This window comes from Psychrobacillus sp. NPDC093200 (genome assembly GCF_050280345.1).
GTDB lineage: Bacteria > Bacillota > Bacilli > Bacillales_A > Planococcaceae > Psychrobacillus > Psychrobacillus faecigallinarum.
In genome coordinates this window covers 794,196-817,621 of record NZ_JBNNVC010000001.1, presented here as the reverse complement: position 1 = coordinate 817,621, position 23,426 = coordinate 794,196, and the positions used below count along the sequence as shown (strand labels likewise).

Annotated in this window: 14 protein-coding genes; 4 read left to right on the top strand and 10 right to left on the bottom strand. The window is 37.4% G+C overall.

What is annotated here, in order from left to right:
* Positions 1 to 12: 12 nt before the first annotated feature.
* From ACQKNZ_RS04050 to ACQKNZ_RS04025, 6 genes are all read right to left on the bottom strand, one after another.
* Entirely contained in the window at positions 13 to 1,152 is a 1,140-nt protein-coding gene (locus ACQKNZ_RS04050) for a M24 family metallopeptidase (RefSeq protein WP_427658272.1), read from the bottom strand.
* Positions 1,153 to 1,173: 21 nt separating this feature from the next.
* The gene (locus ACQKNZ_RS04045; RefSeq protein ID WP_427658270.1) at positions 1,174 to 2,406 is read right to left on the bottom strand and encodes an amidohydrolase family protein; all 1,233 of its coding nucleotides are present in this window, start codon (positions 2,404 to 2,406) and stop codon (positions 1,174 to 1,176) included.
* Between the two features lie 52 nt (positions 2,407 to 2,458).
* The gene (locus ACQKNZ_RS04040) at positions 2,459 to 4,009 is read right to left on the bottom strand and encodes a PucR family transcriptional regulator (RefSeq protein ID WP_427658268.1); all 1,551 of its coding nucleotides are present in this window, start codon (positions 4,007 to 4,009) and stop codon (positions 2,459 to 2,461) included.
* A gap of 201 nt (positions 4,010 to 4,210) precedes the next feature.
* Positions 4,211 to 5,254 (bottom strand): GDSL-type esterase/lipase family protein, encoded by a 1,044-nt coding sequence (locus ACQKNZ_RS04035; RefSeq protein WP_427658266.1) that lies wholly within the window; start codon positions 5,252 to 5,254, stop codon positions 4,211 to 4,213.
* A gap of 166 nt (positions 5,255 to 5,420) precedes the next feature.
* A complete protein-coding gene (locus ACQKNZ_RS04030; RefSeq protein ID WP_427658264.1) occupies positions 5,421 to 6,746 on the bottom strand; it encodes an ABC transporter permease in 1,326 nt (441 codons plus the stop codon).
* Positions 6,743 to 7,435 carry an ABC transporter ATP-binding protein gene (locus ACQKNZ_RS04025; protein ID WP_225215878.1) on the bottom strand — a complete coding sequence of 231 codons (693 nt, stop codon included), beginning with the start codon at positions 7,433 to 7,435 and terminating at the stop codon, positions 6,743 to 6,745. The genes ACQKNZ_RS04030 and ACQKNZ_RS04025 overlap by 4 nt, the downstream gene beginning before the upstream one ends.
* An 823-nt stretch (positions 7,436 to 8,258) precedes the next feature.
* On the opposite strand from ACQKNZ_RS04025, the gene ACQKNZ_RS04020 reads away from it, so the two are divergent.
* Positions 8,259 to 10,772: a LuxR C-terminal-related transcriptional regulator gene (locus ACQKNZ_RS04020; RefSeq protein WP_427658262.1), complete on the top strand. Its 2,514-nt coding sequence runs from the start codon at positions 8,259 to 8,261 to the stop codon at positions 10,770 to 10,772.
* Positions 10,773 to 10,928: 156 nt separating this feature from the next.
* On the top strand, positions 10,929 to 11,645 hold the full coding sequence (locus tag ACQKNZ_RS04015) for a YHYH domain-containing protein (RefSeq protein ID WP_427658260.1): 717 nt from the start codon (positions 10,929 to 10,931) through the stop codon (positions 11,643 to 11,645).
* A gap of 161 nt (positions 11,646 to 11,806) precedes the next feature.
* On the opposite strand, the gene brnQ is transcribed toward ACQKNZ_RS04015, so the two are convergent.
* The gene (gene brnQ / locus ACQKNZ_RS04010) at positions 11,807 to 13,156 is read right to left on the bottom strand and encodes a branched-chain amino acid transport system II carrier protein (protein ID WP_427658258.1); all 1,350 of its coding nucleotides are present in this window, start codon (positions 13,154 to 13,156) and stop codon (positions 11,807 to 11,809) included.
* A gap of 52 nt (positions 13,157 to 13,208) precedes the next feature.
* Complete coding sequence (locus tag ACQKNZ_RS04005) at positions 13,209 to 14,189, bottom strand: proline racemase family protein (protein WP_427658256.1); 981 nt, start codon at positions 14,187 to 14,189, stop codon at positions 13,209 to 13,211.
* A gap of 243 nt (positions 14,190 to 14,432) precedes the next feature.
* Between ACQKNZ_RS04005 and ACQKNZ_RS04000 the strand changes: the two genes are divergently transcribed.
* On the top strand, positions 14,433 to 15,404 hold the full coding sequence (locus ACQKNZ_RS04000; protein WP_427658254.1) for a proline dehydrogenase family protein: 972 nt from the start codon (positions 14,433 to 14,435) through the stop codon (positions 15,402 to 15,404).
* Between the two features lie 104 nt (positions 15,405 to 15,508).
* On the opposite strand, the gene ACQKNZ_RS03995 is transcribed toward ACQKNZ_RS04000, so the two are convergent.
* On the bottom strand, positions 15,509 to 16,840 hold the full coding sequence (locus ACQKNZ_RS03995; protein ID WP_144537309.1) for a sigma 54-interacting transcriptional regulator: 1,332 nt from the start codon (positions 16,838 to 16,840) through the stop codon (positions 15,509 to 15,511).
* A gap of 233 nt (positions 16,841 to 17,073) precedes the next feature.
* Here ACQKNZ_RS03995 and pruA point away from each other — a divergent pair, with 233 nt between their 5' ends.
* Positions 17,074 to 18,618, top strand: coding sequence for an L-glutamate gamma-semialdehyde dehydrogenase (gene pruA / locus ACQKNZ_RS03990; protein ID WP_427658252.1), 1,545 nt, complete (start codon positions 17,074 to 17,076; stop codon positions 18,616 to 18,618).
* A gap of 266 nt (positions 18,619 to 18,884) precedes the next feature.
* Here the strand turns inward: pruA and ACQKNZ_RS03985 are convergent, their stop codons facing one another.
* Positions 18,885 to 23,399 (bottom strand): endonuclease, encoded by a 4,515-nt coding sequence (locus tag ACQKNZ_RS03985; protein ID WP_427658250.1) that lies wholly within the window; start codon positions 23,397 to 23,399, stop codon positions 18,885 to 18,887.
* Positions 23,400 to 23,426: the final 27 nt, after the last annotated feature.

Here is a 23,426-nt window from a genome sequence, read left to right as displayed (position 1 = left end):
CCCCTAAATTAGTTAAAGAATTAAATCTTCCAGCTTACTTGGATAATGAGTGACTAACTGAGTTCCCTGCTTGGTCAAAATGACAGTATCGGAGTGACGGAAACCTCCAATTCCTGGAATATAAAGCCCCGGCTCTACGCAAAATACCATGTTCTCTTGTAGGACAAGATCATTTGAATATTTTAACGATGGCTCTTCATGAAGTCCTATCCCGATTCCATGTCCTGTGCGATGTCTGACATACTGCTCCACATTCGCATCTTTAAATACATTCAATGCAACTTCATTTACCTCCGCTGCAGTCACCCCTACTCGTATAAAATCCAGCGCAGCCTGCTGCGCCTCTTGTGACAGCTTGAACGCTTCCTCCTGCTCAATTGTTGGTTTCCCAACAAAAAAAGTACGTTCACATTCGGCTCTGTAGCCATTGATTCCAACCTGCCGACTGTGAATGATAATATCGTTAGTATCTAGAGCTCTAGTATTAGAAAACACATGTGGCATATTAGTTCTCTCTATACCGGATGGAGACATAACAAAATAATCTAATGTAGAGTTCGGATGATTCTTAGCGACCTCTAAAAATAGTGCTGTATTTCCAAATTGATCTAACTCCATTTCCGTTATATTTGGAGCTGCATGAGCTAGGGATGCCGTCAACGAAAGGCTTACCAATTTACCGGATTCGATAATTTGTTCTATTTCTTCCTCCTCTTTTATAGCTCGCATCTGTACTATTTCTTCATCTAAGCTAACTAACTCATATCCCTTATCACGTAATCTTCTTGCTAATTCAAAAGGCAAGGCACTAAACTCTACCCCCACTCTAGAACTTTCAGGATAAGTTGATATTACTTCTTCAAAAAGCTCTACATAAGAATTTGCCTGAGTTTGATGTAAAGGCGTTTCATAATAGACTAGTAGTTGATCCGCTATTGATTTATCTTTTGCGTGATTTTCTTCCAAGGATGGCACGACTAGCTTTGTGTTTTGTTCATCTACAAATAAAACAATTGGTCGAGAATAAGTAATGGCTTTAAACCCACTAAAATAATATTGATTTTCAAAATTCATAATGACCGAAAGAGTTACCTCTTTCTTAGCCATCACCTCTCGCAATTGATAAATCCTCTTTTCTAAATTCACATTCATAAACCCCTTTCTTTTTTCTACCTAACTATTAATAAAAAGACCGTTTTTCATAACTCTTTTAGAATCTTTTAAAGCTAATATACTATCTAATGGATTACTCTCTACAATTAATAAATCTGCAAACATGCCCTCTTTTAAGACTCCCCTGTCCTCCAATCCTAAGCACTCAGCAGCTATTTGAGTAGATGCATGTATAACCTCCATTCGGCTCATACCTGCGTCCTCCATAATCTGTAATTCATCAAAATAATAATTAGGCGGAGTTACCGGTGAACCACAATCAGTTCCCGTAGCAATTTTCACACCAAGCTTTACTGCTTTTTCGAGCATTTCCTCATGAGGCTGCACTACATGTCTTGCCTTTTCTAGAGCCCATTCTGGTATGTTTTCATCTGTTGCCAATCTTTTCATCACTATCATCGTAGGCACTAAATAAGTTCCATTTTCCTTCATTTTCTGAAGTGCACTTTCATCTGCATAAATAGCATGCTCTATTGTATCCACGCCTGCTTCAATACAGTTATGGATACCTTCTAGACCCTCTGCATGGGCAGCCACTTTCTTATTCTTCTTATGTGCTTCCTCAACTGCTGCCTTCAGCTCGTCCACATTTAGCTGTGGAGATCCTGGCTCTTCACCAAACGTATAAATTCCACCCGTCGCCATCAGCTTGATAAGATCCGCTCCCTCCTTCATCACCTGACGAGTTGCCCTCCGAACATCGTCTGGTCCATCTGCTTCTTTTCCTAAATAATGAACATGGCCCCCAGTCATACAAATAGCTGGTCCTGAAGCAATAATGGTTGGTCCAATCAAATCCCCACTATTAATAACATCTCGAAGATTTAATATACTTTTCTTTGGAGAGGCAACATCGCGAACGGTAGTAATACCCTCCTTTAAAGTTAGGAGTGCATGGGAGTAAGCCTCCAATGCAATAGTGGACTCATCTAAATGCTGTATTTTCTTTTGAGGGTCCTCACTTCCATCCCATACTAGATGTACATGACAATCAATTAGTCCCGGCATAACATATTGACCTTTTATATCGACTAAATTTGCTGACTCGTCTTTTTCTATCTCTCCAGTCCCAATCTCTTTAATTTTCTTATTTTCTATAATTAAATAAGCATTTTCTATAATTTCTTCATCCAGTCCATTAATTAATGAACAGTTATATAAGATGGTCTGCATCTTCATCCCTTCTTTCTGTTTATTAATAGAAATTTTAGATTTTTCTAAAATCTTTTTCATTGTATCTAGAGCACAAAAAAAAGAGACTTTTTTATAGTCTCTGGACAATAAGCTATTTGATTAAGCGCAATGCAATAGAAAAAAGTAAATATTCATTTTGATTTTCAAAAATAATTCCCGGATAAAGCTCTTGGATTTTTTCCATTCGATAGCTTACGGTATTACGATGAATAAATAATTCCTCTGCGCTTTTTTTAAGGCTAAAGAAATGCTTCAAATAAACCTCCAAAGTTTTGGTTAAGTCTGCCTGGTTATGTTTATCAAAATCTAACAAGGGCTGGAGTAACTCTTTCGCTGCCTCCTGCATAGAATCTTCTTCTTTTATCATAAACAAAAACCTATCTACACCTATATCCTGAAAGAGTATAAGCTTTACGTTCATTTGTTCACTTAGCTTTATACAATGCTTCGCTTGCTTATATTTTAGAAGGAGATCTTTTTCTACTTTACTAGTCATATACTCACTGACACCACAATAGGTGCCTTGTAGAGAAGACAATATTTCCTGTAGGTTATGTATTTCTATAGGGGTGGAGGCAATACAAATTACTTCTTGTTGATAAATCCAAATAATCTTGTCTGAATTTCTTCCATCCAATTTATCATAAATCACAGTAAATCCATAATTGATTAGGTCTTCATTTTCAAAATGAAACACATAAATCTGGGACATTTTTTTTAGAGAAGAGGATAGATTGGAGGTACGATTAGGTAAACTGTTCCTGTTCTCAAAAACCGCTTCTAACAACTGTATCTCTTGATTCTTTAAAAAACGCTCTAAAGACTTTTTCTTTACCGCATCAAGCAACAAGGCCGTCTTTCCATATTGAATAGCTGAGTTGATCATTAACTCTTCTACCCCGTTATTACCTATGATTAAATATCCATGCTTTTCGATTTTTTCCATAATAGGAAGGACGAAAAACACTAAATCATGCTGCAAAGAAAAGGACTCTGTCAAGGCGCTCCCGACCTCCAAGTATTTTTCTCTGTATAGAGAGTCTCTTTCTCTCTCTAAAACAGATTTTACTAATAGGCTAAATTCCTGACGATTAAAATTATTGTTAGTCCAAATGGAAACAATGCTTAAGCTTTGATCTAGAAATACAATGGGACAGGAAAGATACTTACCTAATGTAGCAACAATATAACTGACTCCCTTATCCCTGGCAACTGCTTCTAGTAATTGAAGATTCATCTCCTCAATTCGAACACGAAGAGCATCATTTTCACCTAACAGCAATTCATTAAACTCCTTAAAAACCTCTTTATAGGATAAATCCACTGGGATTGTGAAAATAGGTAGACCGTTCGTATTAGAAAGCTGCAACAAGCTATCTGGAATAACCGCCCAGCCAGCTTCATGGATCCCTAGTGCGGAAATCTTTCGAGTGATTAACCATTCTACATGAGATAAAATTTCATACTCATCTTTAAAAGCAGCAAACGTTGTCAAAATGAACCCACCTGGATGAACCCGCTCACTTCTAAGCGGCAGCTCCTGTATATTTATATAATCTATTTCTCTCTGTTCCCCTTGCCAACCACTAACTAAACGAATGCCATACTTTTCTAACCTCGGAGCAAATCGCTCAATAGACATCAAATCACTCACCCCATTCACACGACTATTAATATACTTAAATACTATATTAGCAGAAAGTTAAGAAAATATAATTACAGATAGATTACGGGTGCCTGGCACCTGTAATCCACTTGTTACATAAAAAATTGCACAAATGGGCAATGAAAAAGCGTTTCCCACCTATTAATAAGGATGGAAAACGCTTTTTGATATATATGCTTATTTCACTACAAACTTGACTAAAACACTTTCAGTTAACGCAGTGCCGCTTTTCCCCTTCAGGTCATTGGTGATCATTAGCTCGTATGCACCTGGGGAATATCCTTCTTTAGGGGCGTATACCTCTATTTGCATTCCGTTTGCTTTAGAAACAGATTTCTCAACTGAAATTCCCTTTGCTCCGTCTTTCGTCACGAAAATCGATTGGTCCAAGCTTGTTGGGTCGATTTCTTGGCTCAACGTAATTGTCCACTTCTTGTTAGAAGCTACCGGAATATTTTTTTCCATCACTTTGCCCCAGCCAATTGGTAACTCTGGTAAAGTATTTAAGAAAAATTGATCTGCAATCACTTGATAGCCTGCCTCATTAGGATGAATATCCTTTGGATTCTCCAAATAGTCAGTACCCTTAATATCAAAGGCGGGGGCTACATTGACAAAATGGACACCTTCACGTTCTGCAATAGCAGCTATTTGATTGTTCACAATAGTGAAGACCATTTGCATCTGCTGCTTCGTTGCTGGATCCTTTAAATAAGGGAATGGAAAATAATAGCCAAACAAGTAAATCTCCGCATTTGGGTTTATTGCCTTTACCTGTTTTACCGCAGAAGTTAAATTTTCTGAAACCTGGTTCAATAACAATGTTGCAGCCGCTAAATCTACATCCACACTCTCATCTTTTGGATCATAAAAGGCTTTTATAAAATCATTCGCTCCACTGACAATGGTAACAAGCTCAGCATCCTTTAGAGACTGCTGAACGTCTTTTCGCTTCAATTTTTCTAAAAGTCCATTAGTTGTTTCGCCAGATGTAGCAAACTCTTTAGTAAATGAACCTAACTTCCCTTCCTTCTCAAGTCTCTCTGCAATCATATCTGTAAAGCCTCGACCGATCTTTTCCCCGTAAGGAGTATGACCACTTGCAATCGAATCTCCCAGAGCTACGTAATCCACCTTTGCATTGTTCGCATAGGCAGCAGGCATGTTGATACTAAACACCAACAATAATAAAGCCATCACAACCATTATTTTTTGCTTCATTCCCAAAACTCCCTTCATTAGAACTCTCTAAAGCAATTTTCCCTACATATATATTAAAAGCTCTATACCTTATTTATTTCCCTATATTTGCTTTTAAATCCTGTAAAATTAAAAAATGATAAAAAGCAGCCGAGAAAAAACTCGACTGCTTAAATATTACTTAAAATTATTCATATCTCAAAGCCTCACTAGGATTCATACGTGCAGCTTTTAAGGCAGGATAAATTCCAAACAAGCTTCCAATTCCAAAAGAAGTATACAGTGCAAGTTTTACTGCCCAAAGCGGTAACACCAATGCGAAAATCTCCACGTTATTGTTCCAGAATTCTATGAACACATAGCCGAGGCCGATCCCTACCGCTCCTCCTAAGATACAAAGCAACAAGGTCTCAAAGAAGAACTGCATCAAAATTTCAAAGGTAGTTGCACCGAGCGCCTTTCTAATACCGATTTCCTTTGTTCTTTCTCTAACAGACATGACCATTACATTCATAATACCAGTCCCACTAATTACCAATGCAGTTGCAGTGATACCAAACAGCATAACCTGTAAAATAGTAGTTACCTTCCCTAATGCTCCAAGCATTTGCTCCTGCTTTACGACGCTGAAGTCTATTTCTGAATGATTGGTCTTAATTGCACCAAACACCGCACTATCCACTCGATCAACCGCTCCCACACTAGATGCTTCTACAATGATTTTGGTTAAATTTTTCATATCGGTAGTTTCAAGAGCAGTTTGAATAGGAATAACGACATTATTGTCAGTACTAGAGCCAAGAGTGGCGTTTGGCGCCAATACACCTATGACCTCATACGTTTCTTCATTTATCGTGATGGTTCGACCAACCAACGTAGAAAGTTCCTCTGCAGAGGCGCTCTCTCCTAGAATCTTGTTCATTATTCGCTTCCACCAGGGCTCTGGCTCCACTTTGGTATCCTCCGGAGACTCTCCTTCCGTGGTAGACACTTCCTTATCAAGAAGAGTCTTATGTATGTTGTTACCCAGCACGATTACCCTTGCCTTTGCATCCTGCTCCTCTTGTGTAAAGAAACGACCTTCCGACAGCTCTGCATGCTGAACGCGCAAGAATTGATCAGTTGTCCCGACCATTGAAGACTGAGCACTTTTTTCTCCATACTTCACCACATTAATAGTTTCTAAAATAGGAGTAACAGTTTTAACTTCTTCGGCCTCTGCCACCGCTTCGGCATCCTCATATGTAAGTGTGCTAGGCACGCTAGTCAATCCGCTAAGTAAATCCTTCTCACCAGTTGTGGTGTCTAGAAGCCGTCCTGGCATTACGAGAATCTGCTCTGCCCCAAGACTACCCATCTGCTTCATCAATGTATCTTTGACCCCGATGGCAATCGCAGTTAAAACAATAACAGCAAACATACCAATGACCACGCCCATCATGGCCGACAATACTCGAAAGCGATTAGACCATAAACCAAAGCAGGCTAGTTTAAACGAAGTAAGTAGTTTCATACGAGCACCCCGTTCTGCAGCTGTAAAACACGTTGAGCACGAGAAGCCACTTCCATGTCATGTGTAATAACAATAAGAGTCGCACCTTTTTCATGCACACGGTCAAACAGCTTTAAAATGCTTTCGGTGGTTTCTTCATCTAAGCTCCCTGTCGGCTCATCTGCAAGTATAAGCGATGGTTCATTGACCAAAGCTCTTGCAATAGCAACCCGTTGCTTTTCACCACCAGATAATTGGTCAGGCTTTTGGTTTTTCTTATCCAGGATGCCCATTTCTTCTAGCATTGCAAGAACTCTTGCTTTCTTCCTTTTAAATCTTTTTTTCCCATATGTTAAGGGGAGTAACACATTTTGATAAACTGACAAGTTTGGGATGAGCTGAAAATGCTGAAACACAAATCCAATCTCCTCGTTTCTAAGTCTTGCACGACGAGCCTTTCCCATTTTATGTACAGATTTTCCAGCTAGTTCATATATTCCTTTATCTAATAAATCCAATGTCCCTAATAGATTGAGCATTGTACTCTTGCCTGAGCCCGACTTCCCCATAATAGCCACATATTCTCCTTGCTCTACTCGGAGGTTCATCCCACGCAATATTTCTAACTGCTTAGTTCCTGATCGATATTTCTTTTGCACATCACGTAGTTCAATCATCTTGCATCCCTCATTTCTTACACCCATAAGCATCCTCAATCCCCCTCCCAAGATTCGACAAACCTAGTTGAAATCCTTTATTTAATGGAGAAAATGACTCTATACTCCCATAATAAAAAAAGTGTATAAGAGATTTTGACTGTTCAAGACCAGCCTTCTTTAGGTTTTATCTCTCCCTAAACCCTCAGTCTAATTTATATGGATATAAACAATAAGAATAAATAATATTGTTTTCACTCTATAGGTAAAAAATAAAGAGGTTATGCAAACATATAAATTTGCATAACCTCTTTTTAATTATAGCCACAGCTTAGGGTGTAAATTTTTTCAGAAAGATATGGATCGCTTGGAGATAATTTAATTCAAGTGCTCGAAAAACATATTGGCTCGCTGCCATGTTCATATCATTTTTCACATTCGTATAGATTAATCCACAGAAATAGTTTTCCAAAGGCAGTCGGGGAAAATGCCATTATGGAACTTGCCAATAAAGCTGCTGCTGTTGTCTTTTTAAATACATTCCTCTTTTAAAAAATCCTTCCTGATATGTACCATTTTTTCTACTTACTTGCATTAACACGCTTCGGTTACTTATTAACGTGGTTGTCTTTAATAGATGACCAGAGTTTATTCAATATTTCTCCCCTCTCTTTAAAATTCTTTGCTCATCTGTTGATGCTCTGCCATAAACAAATACCGTTAAACTCTAAAATAGTCGAAATCATTTAAACATGGAAGAATGTTAATATTTTTGAATTTTTAGAAGAAAAAGACATACCTTAATAGTATAATAGCTATACTAACTAGTGATTTATCCTTATGTTTTGCAAAAAAATAATTTCATGGAGGTAAGAGAATGCAAATGGTTTGGTTGAGTTCTAAAACAACGGTGCCTAGAGCTATGGCTGAAGCTGTTGAAAGAGAACGGTTATATGAATTACTTCGCAACAATCAAGCAAAAAAAATCACCGTTGTTCAAGCTCCAGCAGGCTATGGTAAAACAACTTTATTAAGCCAATGGTTTAGTTATTCAACCGAACCTGTTGCATGGATTTCCTTAAATACCTCGGATAATGATCCAATTCGATTTTGGAAATATGTCATTCATACAACATCTAATATCACTCAAAGCAATATGTATAATACTCTTTCCTCTTTGCTCCAATCGCAGGATCCTTCTACTTTAGAATTTTTAATTGACTCATTTTTATACGAAATGAGTCAAATCAAACACAGAATATGTATCGTATTGGAAGACTATCATTTAATTGAAAATGATGTTATTCATCAAATGCTCGTTCAATTAATTGAAAACTTACCTGACAACGTTCACATTTATCTAACTACTCGCATTAATCTACCCCTCCCTATCGCCAAATGGCGCGTTAAATCTTGGCTTTGGGAGATCAATACGCAGCAGCTATGTTTTACCTTCGAAGAAATAAAACAGTATTATGAAAATAAAAACCTCTTTTACAAGGAAGATAAATTACTTTCTCATGTGTTAAATACAACAGAAGGCTGGGCGGCCGGAATCCAATTAACAAGTATTTCGAAGATCGCATCCTCAAAAAATGCTTTAATAGTTGATAGAACTGATCATTTGCAGCCCTCTATAACTGATTTTTTATTGCAGGAGATTCTGAATACGCTCCCTTCATCAATACAGGACTTTCTTCTTCGCACCTCTTTGTTACAATCTTTAGAGCCAGAAATTTGTAATATCCTAACGAATCGAACGGATAGTTATACAGTGCTAATAGAGCTTGAAAAAAAGGGCATATTTACTGTCCGATTAAATTCTAACCAACCATTGTTTCGATATCATCATTTATTTGCCGAAGCTTTACAAATTGAACTAAGACACCGTTATTCTAAGGAAATCGTTTCTTCGATAAATCTGGAGGCTGCAACACTTCTGCATAACAAAGGGGATTTTATCGCTGCGATTGAAATAGCTTTAAATGAAAGTGAATATGAACTTGCTGAATCGTGGATAATAGAACATCTTGTAGATATATTTCAGACAGGGCAAACCGCTACCTTTGCAAGGTGGGTAAAAATTTTACGTAGTAATCATTACGATGCTAATTTTGAAATACTCGTTATGTATATAATCACATTAATATCTACATTTGAAATAGTAGAGGCTGGTCTACTTATTTATGAGTTGGATGAAAAACAACGTATAGGCCAATGGATGGACCAAGAGAAAAATAGAGGAATTGCAGATATTTTTGTTACAGTGAAGGCGTATGGTCTTATTGGAATGGGTAAGGATATTGAACAAGCGACAGAAATAATTCAAAAACAATTAGAAAAAGGAATTGTTGGTTCTAGATGGGACCATATTCCGATGCAATATAACTTATTTGAACATAAGATCTTGCGCACGAGCATTGGATCAAAGGGTAAATTTTGGTCTTGGGAGCAATCCATTCCGTTTGCCAAGTTATTTCGAGAAACAGAATTCAAAGATAAAAGTATGACCGCTTTTAGCTACGGGGTTTCTGCAGAAACAATGTATGAAAAAAACTATCTAGATGCAGCCCAATCCGAATTAGAAGTGGCTATAAAATATGGCCACAGCCTACAAGATCCAGGATTATTTATACCTATGTATGTATTAAAAGCTCAGATTTACGTCCTAAATAAAAACTATATAGCAGCTCATGCATTAATAGATAATGTGATGGATTTGGTAAGTGAGAAGCATTGGTTGAATATATTGCGCACGATGAAAGCACGATGTTATCTACTTGAAGGAGATATGTTACGCACGGAAGTCGAGTTGAGAAAAGCGGAGTCGAAACAACCTTTTTGGTTACTCGCGCATGTTCGCTTTTTATTAGCAAAAGCAAAGTTAGAAGAGGCTCTAAAGACAATAATACAGGTAAAAACGAAAGCATTACAGGAAGAGCAAGTATCTACTATTATAGAAGCTACTATGTTAGAGGCAATATGTGAAATGCAGATGGGGCATAAAGACAGTGCTGTAAAAGCATTGCATGAAGCATTGAGCCATGGCTCAGCTTATGGGTATGTCCGAACTTTTTTAGATGAAGAAGCCAGTTTAAATCTGTTAAAAGCTTATTTGAAAATGCGCCAAAAGAATAAAAAAATATCTTGGAATTCAGTGCCGTTGAGCTACGTAGAACTTCTAATAGAAAATTCAAGGGAAGCGGATAATTTATTAGATTTACTCACACCACGAGAAATGGAAGTTTTTAATCTGCTTGTAGATGGTGCAACCAATCGCGAAATTGCAAAAAAGCTTTTTCTAACAGAAGGAACCGTTCGTGTATACTTGACAACTATTTATAGTAAGCTTGGTGTCACTTCTAGAGCAAAGGCGATATTACTGAAGTAACTATTTATATTTGTCACGCAACGCCAATTTTTCAAAAGCAAATATTAATCACCTCTTTTGTCTCTATTTTTACCTTTAATTTACTTTTTTATATTTCTTTTTGTATTTTTTATGGTAAAATTAACACTTGTTTTACATAAAAAGGAGAGAGAAACTATGAAAAAACTAGTTGTATCATTATTAACCTTCACTTTATTATTTGTAGGGCTGACCACACCTGCTATGGCACACCCAGGGCGAACAGATTCAAACGGTGGACACACTTGTCGGACAAATTGTGGAAAATGGGGATTAGATTATGGAGAGTATCATTACCATAATGGAGGCACGACCAAGAAGCCAGCGACTAACAAGACTACTAAAAGCAATACAAGTAATACTGCAAGTAGCCAAAAGAATATAGTATCCATCGATCCTTACACAGAAGCTGAGGCACTAATAAAACAAGCAGAAAGCTACGCTGGGTCACTTAAATGGGAAACTTCTTACGATTATAGAGCAACAAAATATTCTAATAACCCAATTAGTCAAATTGATATGAAGCTTTACAACAATACTAAAAATGCTATCACTGCTGCAAGAACTAATTCAAACGTTACTTTATATAATGATTTAGAAGAGAGACTGAAGAAAGTAACAGAGATTTACCTAAGAACTCAGGCATATATCGATGCTATTAACTCGGGAGAAAAACTATTAAATCAATTTCAAGATTATCAATCACTCAATAAACTTGATTCAAACGGCGAGAAAACAAAACAAGCATATGTAGCATTTCAAAAGCAAACACAAAAAACTAATACAATGATTTATCGCGTATATGGTAAAAGTACACGCGAAGCAATGCTTAAAAAGTTTAATATAACTAACTAGCATCGTTTTTAACAAAAAAATGTCCCTGCGAAGAGTAAATCTTACAGGGACATTTTTAAAATCATTTAATATATCGTTAAAGTCTTTTTTCCGTTATTCGCTCTATGTCGATTTGCAATCCAATCTCATAGCCACCAAGATCAAACGTTATGTCAAAATTTCTATACTTCCTGCAATTCCCCTGTCTCTTCTTGCTTTTCCTTTTTAAAGAAGTAACCGATCACCGCACCGATAAGTCCTGTCACGATCCAGCCAGCTCCACTTGTAAATAAAGGAATAAAACCAAATACGTTATTAAGCGCTTCCACAGCAATGTTTGCTTCTTTAAGCGCATCTGTAATTGCTACCATACCAACTCCGATAATAGTACCTACATAAACCGAACGTGATCCCTTGAACCAGCTATCTGTAAAAATAAGTATTATTAACGCAATGGCAATTGGATAGAGTAACATTAATATTGGGGAAGCCATTGTTAATATTTTTGTTAATCCAAAGTTTGTGATGATCAAGCTTCCAAGTGAGAAGATTATTAACCATTTTTTATAGGAAACTTTCGGAATAATGCGTTCAAAGTATTCTGCAACAGCAGCTAAACATGCTACATTTGTTGTAATACCTGTTAAGAAAATAACTATTCCAATTAAATAAATACCGATTTGTCCAAATAACGCCTTAGAAGCAAGCGCAATCAGTTCTCCACCATTTGTTGTATAACCAACAGCATCCACACTAGTTGCACCTATCCATGACATAGACACCTGCAGAAGAACTAGTCCCACCACAGTGATGAGGCCTGCCTTAATGAATACTTTGGATACTTCTTTTTTTGAACGAATCCCCAAAGCATCAATCGATTTAATGAAAATTCCACCAAACACAAATGCAGCTAGCACATCCATAGTAAAGTAACCTTGAGTAAAACCTTTCAGAAATGCATCGCTAGCAGTTTCGTAGCCCTTTCCTTCTATCGGTCCGTAAACAGAACCCATTGGAGTAAAAATAGATTTTGCAACAATGATCACTAAAAGAGTTGCAAAAACAGGTGTGATTAACTTCCCTAATCTATCAACAAATTTAGTAGTTTCCCATGAGAGGTAAACCGTTAAAGCGATAAAAATAATAGAAAAGATAAGTAAAAACAAACCAATTTGACTACTGTCGGCGATAAGCTGTTTTATAGCAATCTCATAGACAACTGACGTAGTTCTTGGAATAACGTATATTGGCCCTAAAGTTAGGAATAATAACACCGAGAAAACAACAGCAAATTTAGGAGAGACACGACTTGCAAGTTTTTCTACAGTGCCTCCACCCTTTGTAAGTGCAATAATTGCCAACAAAACTAACCCTACCCCTGTTACCAAGAAACCTGCCATAGCAATCGGCGTATTTGTACCTGCTTGTTGCCCTAGAACTGGAGCAAAAATTACATTACCAGCTCCTAAGAACATGGCGAATAACATAAACCCAATGGCTACAATTTGAAAAAACGATAATTTTTTTTCCATTTATTTTCTCCCTTTTTTTAAAAACTTTTAAACAAAAGATATTTCAATATAATTATATAGCGAAACCTTCCGCATAAATATCTGCGTCTTGTAGGATAAATTTGTGCTCGCCAGTGATCCAAGCAGATCCCTTAATGGCTGGAATAATAGCTTCCATTTCTGCAACCTTTGTTTTCCCTAAAACTTTTCCTTCAAATGTAGAACCTATAATACTTTCTTGAATAATCGACGCCCCAGTCTCTAAATTCAATGCTGCCATTTTTGCACAGGTTCCCGTTCCACAAGGGGAGCGGTCGATTTGTCCATCTCCAAAAACAACTACGTTTTTATAGTGGTTGTCACTAATCTTGTCAGTAATTTCGATTAAATCCACTGTTCGGATATTGGGAATAGTCGGGTGCTCAATGTTTATATTTTTATTAATATAATCTCTAGCCTCTGTAGCCAGCTCTATTATTCTATGTTTATCAGACAAATCAATTTTGACCCCTAAATCAGAGGAATTTATTATTCCGAAAAAACTTCCTCCGAATGCTATGTCCACTGGTACATTTCCAATTTCTTTTAAGTCTATGGACAAGCCTTTATGTAGAATAAATGCAGGCACATTCGTAAATTCTACGCTTTCCACTCTTTCTCCATTGAAGCTCACTCTGCATTCTATTATTCCTGATGGAGTATCCACATATATAAGTTCTTTTTTGGGAATAATACCTTTAGTTAAGCACATCGTTACCGTGCCAATAGTTCCATGGCCGCACATATTTAAGTATGATCCACTATCCATAAAAATTATTCCAATATCACATTTCTCGTTTGTCGGCTCTGTCAAAATGGAACCAAACATATCCTTATGTCCCCTTGGTTCATTCATCAACAACTTGCGAATATGGTCATAGTTTTCCTTAACATATTCCTTTTTTTCCATCATCGTTTTCCCAATAATCTTTGGAAAACCGTTGATAACTATACGTGTAGCTTCTCCCATAGTATGTGTATCGATTGTTTCAATACTTAAAATATACTGTTCCATACTATTCCTCCTTTACAAAATTTTTTTACATAATTAAAAACATATATTATTTTATATCTTTTGAAAAGTATAATGAATTCATATATTTCTTATAAAATAATTATTTATATATAACAAAGCCTGTAGGTCAGCGGCTTAATCAACAAATATTCTAAAAATAAATAAGAGAAATTTATTGTTTTTTTAATTTCTGTGATATAATGCTCTGGAAATTATTTCACCAAAATAAGGGAGAGGTTTTAGATGGCATTACGTGACTTTTTTATCGCTTTATCAGAAAACCGCACACTAAATAGTGCAGCTCAAAAGTATGGTTTAAAAATGGGAGCCCAAAGCGTTGTTGCGGGAACTAACATTCAAGAAACAATCGAAAGTATTAAAGAGTTAAACAAACAAGGAATCTCTTGCACGGTTGACAACCTAGGCGAGTTTGTATATGAAAAGTCTGAGGCTACTGCGGCTAAGGAGCAAATTCTCGAAGTTATTAAAGCAATTCACGAAAACGGAGTGGATGCGCATATCTCTCTAAAGCCTTCTCAACTGGGCTTAGATATTGAGCGTGATTTCTGCTATCAAAATTTAAAAGAGATTGTCGCTCTTGCTGACGAATACAATATTTTTGTTAACTTCGATATGGAAAACTATGACCGTTTACATCCTTCTTTTGAATTGATGGAGGAGTTGAACGAAGAGCATAAAAACGTGGGAACTGTAATTCAAGCATACTTCCACGAGTCTGATGAAAATATTGAAAAATATAAAAACTATCGTTTAAGAATTGTTAAAGGTGCTTATAAAGAGCCTGCTAACATCGCATATCAGGACAAAGCGGAAATTGACCAAAAGTTTATTGAATTGATTGAGTATCATTTACTAAATGGCAAATTTACATCGATTGCAACACATGACCATAACGTTATTGATCATGTAAAGCAATTTGTAAAAGCTAATAACATTCCTAATGATAAATTTGAGTTCCAAATGCTATACGGCTTCCGTAAGGACATGCAGCTACAGCTAGCAAAAGAAGGATATAATTTCTGTACTTATGTTCCTTTTGGTCGTGATTGGTATGGTTACTTCATGCGCCGTCTAGCTGAACGCCCACAAAATTTAACCCTTGTGACCAAGCAGGTCTTCACTAAAAAAACAAACACAGTTATTGGATTAGCTGCTGCTGCATTCCTAGCTGGACGTTTAACAAAACGCAAATAAGAGAAGTACAAGCATCTATTTCTACATCAGCAATCAGATGGGTATTAGTATATTCTCTTATCCTAAAAAAACTGGACCTCCTCTTTACAGGTGGTCCAGTTTTTTTATTCACTATATTCTTTTTCTTCCACTGCTTTCATCCTCTTCATGCGATATTGCAAACTTTGACGCTTTATCCCTAGCGCTTTAGCAGTCTGGGATACATTGCCCTTGAAGAAGCTCAACGCATTTAAAATATAATAATCTTCAACTTCTCGAATATATTGGTCGAGTGGTCGGAGATCCTTTTCCGATTGAACGATAAATAAATCGGTATCTGTATGCTGGTCTTTCGGATTAATCTCCTGTGTCTTCCAACGAAAATAAATCGGTAACATATCCTTCGTTATATATTCTTCTGTAGTAATGAGGGAGGCAATCTCGTCGAGTAGCACCTCCAGCTCCTTTAGATTTCCAGGCCAGTCGTAAGATAAAAAGATTTGTTCAACGTCTGCTTCAAGTCCCTTCACAATACAACCAACATTTTGCCGAAGTCTAGAAAGGTAATCGACAACAAATGGCATAATATCCTCCTTTCGTTCACGAAGTGATGGAATCTGTATCGTGATGGTAGAAAAGAAATAATATAGCCTCTTAGAAAGCTTACCAGTACTGATAAGTTCAATTGGATCATCACCAATACTCGCAATAAAAACATGATTCTTTTTCTCATGTTGTTTAAGCATCTTCACAATTTTTTCTTGAGCATCCATTGATAAATATTCAATTCGCTCGGCAAAAAAAGTAATATTAGATAGCTCAGTTACATACTTTTCAAGCTGGGCTATGACAGTTGCCTCATCTCTTCTACAAATCAGCGTAATGAACTGGGAGTTTGGTTCAGATAATGCATGATGGATTCCCTCTGCAATCATATCTTTCCCTGTGCCCGATTCACCGATTAGCATAACAGGGATTCGATTAGCTGCTGCCACCTTTGCTGTTGAAATAACATTTCTCATTACGTCCGAAACAGCTGTAATCGTTTCAAACATGAGTGGCTGTCCATATCTACGAAGCGGTTGATACATCATAAATTCTTGTGCTGAAATATCCCTCGCAAACTCTACTACTCCTAAAATATGACCATCATTCTCTATCGGTAAGATATTACGAATGGTAGTGATTTCTTGTCCCTTTTCATTCCAAAAGGTCTTCTTCTGATTTTTGATGGACTGTCCACTTTGAAGAACTTGTTGTAGAATACTCTCTTCCATTCCAAACTGAATAATCTCTTTGGCGATACGCTTCTCCGCTTCTTCGTTAGTTAGTCCCTCCAGCTCTTTCATTTTTTGATTGTAGACAACAGGTCTGCCTTGTATATCGATTGCACGAATTCCGTTATCACTCATCTCTGTGATGAATTCATATATTTGAAGTAGGTGTTTATGCTCCACTGGATTCACAGCTCCTTTACTCTTAGATATGGATAAAGCAAATATGTATGAAAATTAGACAGTATATAAACAAAATATAGTAGTTAAGTGACCAAAAACTACAACTGTTCGAAATTTATTAAAGTTTTCTAAATTTAGTAGTTGAAATATGCCAAATGTTATTGCATTATTATATATATACTTTTCGCAAAAGTGCAAAATGAGTTTGCAGCTTTTCACTTAGGGGGATAAAATTGATTTCTTATAAACATGAACCATTCACAGATTTTACAGTCAATACAAACACTGAAGCATATAAAGCAGCTCTAGAGCTTGTGAAAAATCAATTAGGAAATCATTATCCTTTAGTTATAAATGGTGAAAGAATAACTACCGAACAAAAGATAAATTCATATAATCCAGCCAAGAAATCTGAGCTAATCGGATCTGTTTCAAGGGCAACTCAAGAATTAGCTGAAAAAGCAATGAAGTCTGCTTACTCAACCTTTCAGGAGTGGCAATACATATCTGCAGAGGTTCGTGCAGATATTTTATTCAAAGCTGCAGCAATCATTCGTCGTCGCAAGCATGAATTTTCTGCTTGGTTAACCTATGAAGCCGGGAAACCATGGAATGAAGCAGATGCTGATACTGCTGAAGCAATCGACTTTTTAGAATATTATGGACGTCAGATGTTAACTATCAAGGACGGACAACCAGTAGAAAGCCGTCCCGGTGAAAGAAATCGCTATGATTATATTCCGTTAGGTGTGGGCGTTATTATCTCCCCTTGGAATTTCCCATTTGCAATTATGGCCGGCACTACAGTGGCAGCTGTTGTAACTGGTAACACAGTTCTATTAAAACCTGCCTCTACTACCCCTGTTATAGCCTACAAATTTGTAGAAGTGTTAGAAGAGGCAGGACTTCCTGCAGGTGTAGTGAACTTCATTCCAGGATCTGGTGCAGAGGTCGGGGATTATCTAGTCGATCACCCACATACTCGCTTTATTAGCTTCACTGGATCACGTGACGTGGGTCTTCGTATCAACCAACGAGCATCTGTTGTAAATGAAGGTCAAATTTGGATTAAGCGCGTCATTGCTGAAATGGGCGGAAAAGATACCATTGTCGTAGACAAGGAAGCAGATCTAGAATTAGCAGCTGACTCTATTGTCAAATCAGCTTTTGGTTTTAGTGGTCAAAAATGCTCCGCTTGTTCTCGAGCAGTTATAGTCGAAGATGTATACGACGAAATCGTGAAACGAGTCGAAGAAAAAACAAAGGCGTTACATGTTGGAAGTCCACTGGATCCAACAAACTATACAGGCCCAGTTATTGACGAGGCTGCCTTTAACAAAATTACAGACTATATTGAAATCGGAAAGCAAGAAGGACGCCTAATTGCTGGTGGTACCTCTGACCAATCAGAAGGTTACTTCGTACATCCAACAGTATTTGCAGACATTTCATTTGATGCACGAATCATGAAGGAAGAAATCTTCGGACCAGTTGTTGCCATTACGAAAGCAGCTAACTTCGAAGAAGCAATAAAGATTGCTAACGCTACAGAGTACGGTCTAACAGGTGCAGTTATCTCTACTAATCGAACGAACATTGAATATGCACGCCAACGCTTCCATGTAGGAAACCTATACTTCAATCGTGGTTGTACAGGTGCTATCGTAGGCTACCAACCTTTCGGAGGCTTTAATATGTCTGGAACAGACTCTAAAGCCGGTGGTCCCGACTACTTACAGCTTCACATGCAAGCAAAAACTACATCCGAAGCTCTATAATACTTCTATATTTAATAGGAAGATACTCTTTTTGTGGCCTGCAACCTTGCAGGCCTTTTTACTTCCTAACACATCTTCCATCATACCAGAATTGGAAAATACTCACCACATTGGTTACAGAATGGTTACAGGTGCCAGGCACCTGTAACCATTCTGACATAACAAGTCCGCTTAAAAGTTTGTCTTTAAAAGAAAAGTCTCTCATATAGCTGACTATGAGAGACGAAGAAATATTGAACTATTTGATTTAATTTTCGCTTGATGCCTTATGAAGCTTTGGGAATTTTAGTAGAACTTGCTTGCCCCCATATTAATTCCACCCATTCCGGATGATCTATAAATGGATTGCGGTTTCCCTGCCACTCCTGGATAATATTGTTTCGATTTCTTTCAAATTCGTCAACTGGGTCTAGCTCATGCCACTCTAATAAGACTGATAGCTTTCCATGATAAGGAGCACTGTTATTATTAAGCTTTTCATTTAGCTCTAAATCTACTTTATCTCCTACTTCGTACCGTGTCGCCATATAAAACAGAATACGAGCGACATCTCCTTTCACTCTATCTGGTGGCTCAAACGAATTGTTTGTCTTGTAGCATCCATTACATCCGTTGACAGGATTACCACCGTTATCAAAATCTAAGTTCCCCCTTGCACTATTCACTTGAACGTCTGTTGGACGAAGATGATGAATGTCTGTTCCAGGACCTTTAGTTGTTCCAAAATTCCCATGGGATTTAGCCCATGTATGTTCTCGGTTCCACTGCCCTACATTGCCACCGTTGGCAGTTTTAGAACGAGACAGCCCAGAATAAAATAAAAGAACGTTATTTCTATTATTTGGATCCTCGTCAGTTTCACGTAATGCTTCCCATACTTGGCTATAAGATAATTCTGTGTGGTCATCTATAATTTCATGCAACGCCGCTTTTAGAGCAGCCCCTTCCTTACCTAGTGCGTCCTTGTAATAATCATCTGTAGGAGAACTTGCAGCTGATACAACTACACTAAATCTTGTTGTTACTTCTTTATCTCCGTCTGATCCCGTAACTCCAATAAGGTGAGTTCCCTCTTCTAAGTTTAGAGTTAACACTGTCCCTTTAATTGTTCCTAAAGTGGACTTAAAAGTAAGGCTATCAGCATCTGGATCAGAGAAGTAATCCGTTAAATTAATGGATTTTGTTTCTCCTACTTTTAAAGTCATGTTAGGTATAGTTGTAGCTATCGGTGCTTGGTTTTCGCCAGGCAAAGAAGGAACCACGATGGGTTCCCCTTTTGAATTGGTAATTTTGATAGAATCTCTGGTTGCTCCGTTAATAAATTCGAATTCCTGGATATTTTCAGCGCCTTTTATTTCTTTTACATTTGTACCATCAACAATTACCTTAAGGACCGTCGTACCTTTAAAATCCGTTATTACCTCCTCTTTTGCAGGGTTAAGTGTCACAGAATGCCCTGCAAATCCTTCTCCTTTAAACTCCGCGTAAGCACCAGTGAAGAAGATACCTTCTGTTATTTCGGATTGAGCATCTAGTTCAATGGAAACACTAGGTTTAGTAATTGTTAATCTGTTCGATTGAATGTTTTTCAAATTATAATATTTTTCTACAGTGATTGGTGACACTTCATCATCCGCAAGCAAGTCAATTTGAACCATTACAGGATCATGGTCTGATGCACGACCTGCCATGTCTGTAAAGTCAGCATTGATATGAAGAATATCAATTTTTGTTTTGTTAGCTAGATTATTAGTGACCAATATATGATCTAGAACTTGTGAATTCCCTTGGTATAAATATGTGTACCTATCCGCAGCATCCACTACATTGATCATATTCTTCATTAATTCGCCCTCGTGAATTCTTAACGATTGAGAAAACTGATAGTCGTTGAAGTCACCCAAAGAAACTATATTAGCGTCCGGATTTTTTGTGTTAATATCTTTTACAAAGTTATATACTATATTTGCAATTTTATGCCGCTGTACTTCACTTTGATAGACAGGTGGTTGAATAGCTCCAAATAAAGGAGTATCTCCTGATTTAGAGTTCCAGTGATTTGCAATCACAATAACACTCTCATCTTGGAAGTCGAATTGTGCTGCCAATGGTTTGCGACTGCTATTAAACGCACTATTCATAGGGTCAATACGACCTGGATTTAGAGTTAGTTTACCATTATCATAGCCAACTGCATTAGTTGCATTCCCAGTTGGAATTCCTTCTGTTAACGAAACACGATCCGGGTTATAAAGAAATCCAACACGAATATTCGCATTAGGTGCTCCCCCATCTGAATTGTTGACAGGATCGATATTTACAAATTTATATTCCACTCCACCGGCAGCTTTAATAGCAGCTATCAACCTTTGATAGCTTTGATCTGCTTTAGAATCTCCTACCATTTCTCCATTATTATCTTGAACCTCTGTTACCCCAACGATATCAGGACTTTGCATATCATTAGCAATGGCTCTAGCTAATTTTTTTGCTTTTTCATCTGAAGTAGATGATTTGTTATTAGAGAAATTCTCCAGATTGTAAGAAGCAATTGTTAACTTGTTTTCATCTTTAACAATCGTAGTTTTCTCTGGAGTGGCAGCGCCTTTCATATGTGCTGCTTGCATTTGATCTAGAGAAACGTAAATTTTAAAGTTTTGATAAGAGTATCCGACAATCCCAACAATTGGTCCCTTAAATTTATCTCCAGTTGCTACCTCAAATTCACGCGCTGTTCCATTTGGCTCCATACGAAATTGAATACGATTTGGATTTTGATTGTCCTCCTCGAAAAGAACTCCACCGTGAAGAGAGTTGGTCGGTTCTTTTTCTAAAACAGTTATCAAGTCCCCATGCTCCTGAGGAGCTACCGCCTTAACATTACCAACTTGTACTCTCATTCCTTCAATACTTTCCCAGAAATCAATTGCATCTATCGTTGGGTTAAACACTTTTAAATAATCGCTATCAATTTCTTGTAAATTCATCTTAGACTCGTCGATGACAATTGGAGCCGGTAAAGATACATTGCTTTCCACAACAACTACTTTTCCACCTTGGTCATTTCGTACATTGATTTGAGTTGTTTTTAAATCAGTTTGGTTAGCATCGGAATAACCATCATATGCGTACTCACTAACTTTCCCAGCAACCTCTACTAAATCTCCCACTTTAATTGGCCATGTCTTGGATCCACTGTAAAGCAAGATTCCTTCCGAAGTATTTGGATTGTTATCCACTAAATCATCTGGAGTTTGCATAGTATAGTAATTTGATCCGTTAAGAACAAATGAATATGTGACAATCCCTTGTACTCCTTCTACGGTTTTATTGTCAAAAGAAGAACTATGCCCCTCTCCTTGGATATCGTGGATTTGTAAACTGTCAGTAATCGAATATTCAAAAGTTTTTACTTCAGAAGCTCCTTCAGCAGTAACAGCTACCGCCTTAACAGTCATATTCGATCGAATATTTAATGGTGCTGTATATTTTATACTTTCTACAGTAGGTACTGATCCATCTATTGTGTAAAAGATTTCTGCACCAGATGTAGTAGTCGACAGTGTAACTGTTGTTCCTCCTACATATGTCCCGCTTCCCGGTGAAGCAACTACTGGCTTTAAAATAGAGCTATCTTCTACGATATCTGTAGATGATCGAGGAATAATTTGATAATCACTATCAAATTGTTGAACGATTCCAGTAATAGATTCGTAGACATTACCAACTTTTAAATTCAATGTTCCGTTTTCATCACGAACGATAAAACTTGTCGTTCCGTCAGTGGCAGTAAAATTATTTGCGTTCACTGCTGTTAACGTAATGTCTTTAGCTTGGACTAGAAGTGATTCATTTGCTTCATTCACTTCTGCACCTGCTACAGTCTTAGGAGATGGTGCCCCTACATTTTCTTGCTTTTTAACAATAGTAGTACTGTCTAATTGAAGAAGTCCACGATAATCAGCGAGTTTACCCGTTAATATGACTTCATCACCAATCTTTGCAGAAAGGCTTGCAGGACGAACGGCAATTCCTGCTGTACCATCTTGTACGGAAACTGTGTTTTTCAAGTTAGCCGTTACAATGGCTTTAATGTTAACGGTGTCCCCGATATTCCCTGTACGTGCCTCTGCTACCGTAGAGAATGAAGGCACCTCAGGTTCCTCTGGATTTGGCTCAACAGGAATAGAGCCATCCATTGTATGGGAACCTAAAAAATCAAATGTGTCACTTCCGTGTGAATCCCATTGTACTGTAACATCATATACATCATTAGGATTTGAATCCCCGGAAATAATTGATGCTTTTTTCACTAGGGTAACGTTTTCACCCCATTTTATCATTTCTCCTAATTGACCAAAGGAATCTACAACCTCATTGGATTTCTTTAAAAGAATAACATCGTCACCATTAAAGGCCGTCACGGCATTGCTTAATAAATCCCCTTTGCTCTTAAGATTAGTATGTGCTTGACCATTGTAAATTACATAAGTATCTCCATGTTCCAATGTACCTGATAATACTAAAGAGGCTGGTCCTGTTGTTTTACCGTTCGCATAAAGCTCTATTGAATAGTTAGTTAAATCTAGAGCAGAGCCAGTCCCATTATAGAGCTCGATAGCCTTGTTATTGCTACTTCCCTCAACATACTCTGAAATTATCAAGTCCGAAGCGTTAGTAGCAGCAACTGCCTTTAAGGGTAATACCGGCAAAACTAAACCAGCCATAAGTGACGCAGATAAAAGCACTTTCAAATGCTTTTTCCAATTCCTTTTTATCATCTATATAATTCTCCTTTTAGTTAGGGA